At 56.4% G+C, this 801-nt stretch carries 1 protein-coding gene; it reads right to left on the reverse strand.

What is annotated here, in order from left to right; all coding sequences use genetic code 11:
* Positions 1-126 precede the first annotated feature (126 nt).
* Positions 127-801: hypothetical protein (locus ACR0I7_RS20085; RefSeq protein ID WP_480514149.1), on the reverse strand; the 675-nt coding region annotated here is incomplete at its 5' end.

Here is an 801-nt window from a genome sequence, read left to right on the forward strand (position 1 = left end):
GGTGCAATGGTTTCAGTGTCCGTCCGAGGCTCGGGCTGTGATTGCGCGGCAACCACATTCCAGTGCGTTGCGTTCAGCGCCAGCGCACATGAAACGAGCCAGGCAATCATTCGGAGACGGCGGTTTCTAAGCATTGATCTGAAGCTCCTCATAGCTACCGGGGCTGATATAGCGCCGGGCCAGCGCCAGGTTGGCCTCTTCCAGAACCGTTGTGATCAATGCGTCTCTGAAGCGGGGATGATCCATCAACGCGTCAGAGATAAAACCAGGCAACGCCTTGCCCCACTGGATGCGAAGCAGTGTGGCATCGCACTCTTGCGCAAGAATATCAGAAGCGGTGGCTTGGCTCAGAGGCCTGAGCGCGAACAGAACAAAACTGAATTTGCTGCGCAACTCACTGACCAACATAGTAAGGTCTGCGCCCTGCAGTTGTGTTTGGTCGCGCCCAAAAACAGTCTCCAACACATGTTGCAGGCTGGCGATTTCAACAGCTGTTGATTTACTTACGGGCAGCGCTTGCGCCGACGCATCCTGATAAATCACCAATACCTTCTTTGACCCATCGCGGGACAGGCGTTCAGCAAGGTCCAGCGGCAAATCGGTCTCGACCTTCAGACCAGATGAAAGCGGTGCGATTGCGATCAACGCGCCTGTTGATTTCTGCAGGATAGTTTCGCAAGCCCCGGCCAGACGTTCCATTGTACGGGTCTGAGCCCGCTCAGCACCCGCGTCGTTGCGGCTTTTGGGGCCGGGCAACAAGCCTGCGCAGTCTACTCCGACCTCCTCTCTCAGAGTCGAAAC

Source organism: Ruegeria sp. AM1, assembly GCF_056540745.1.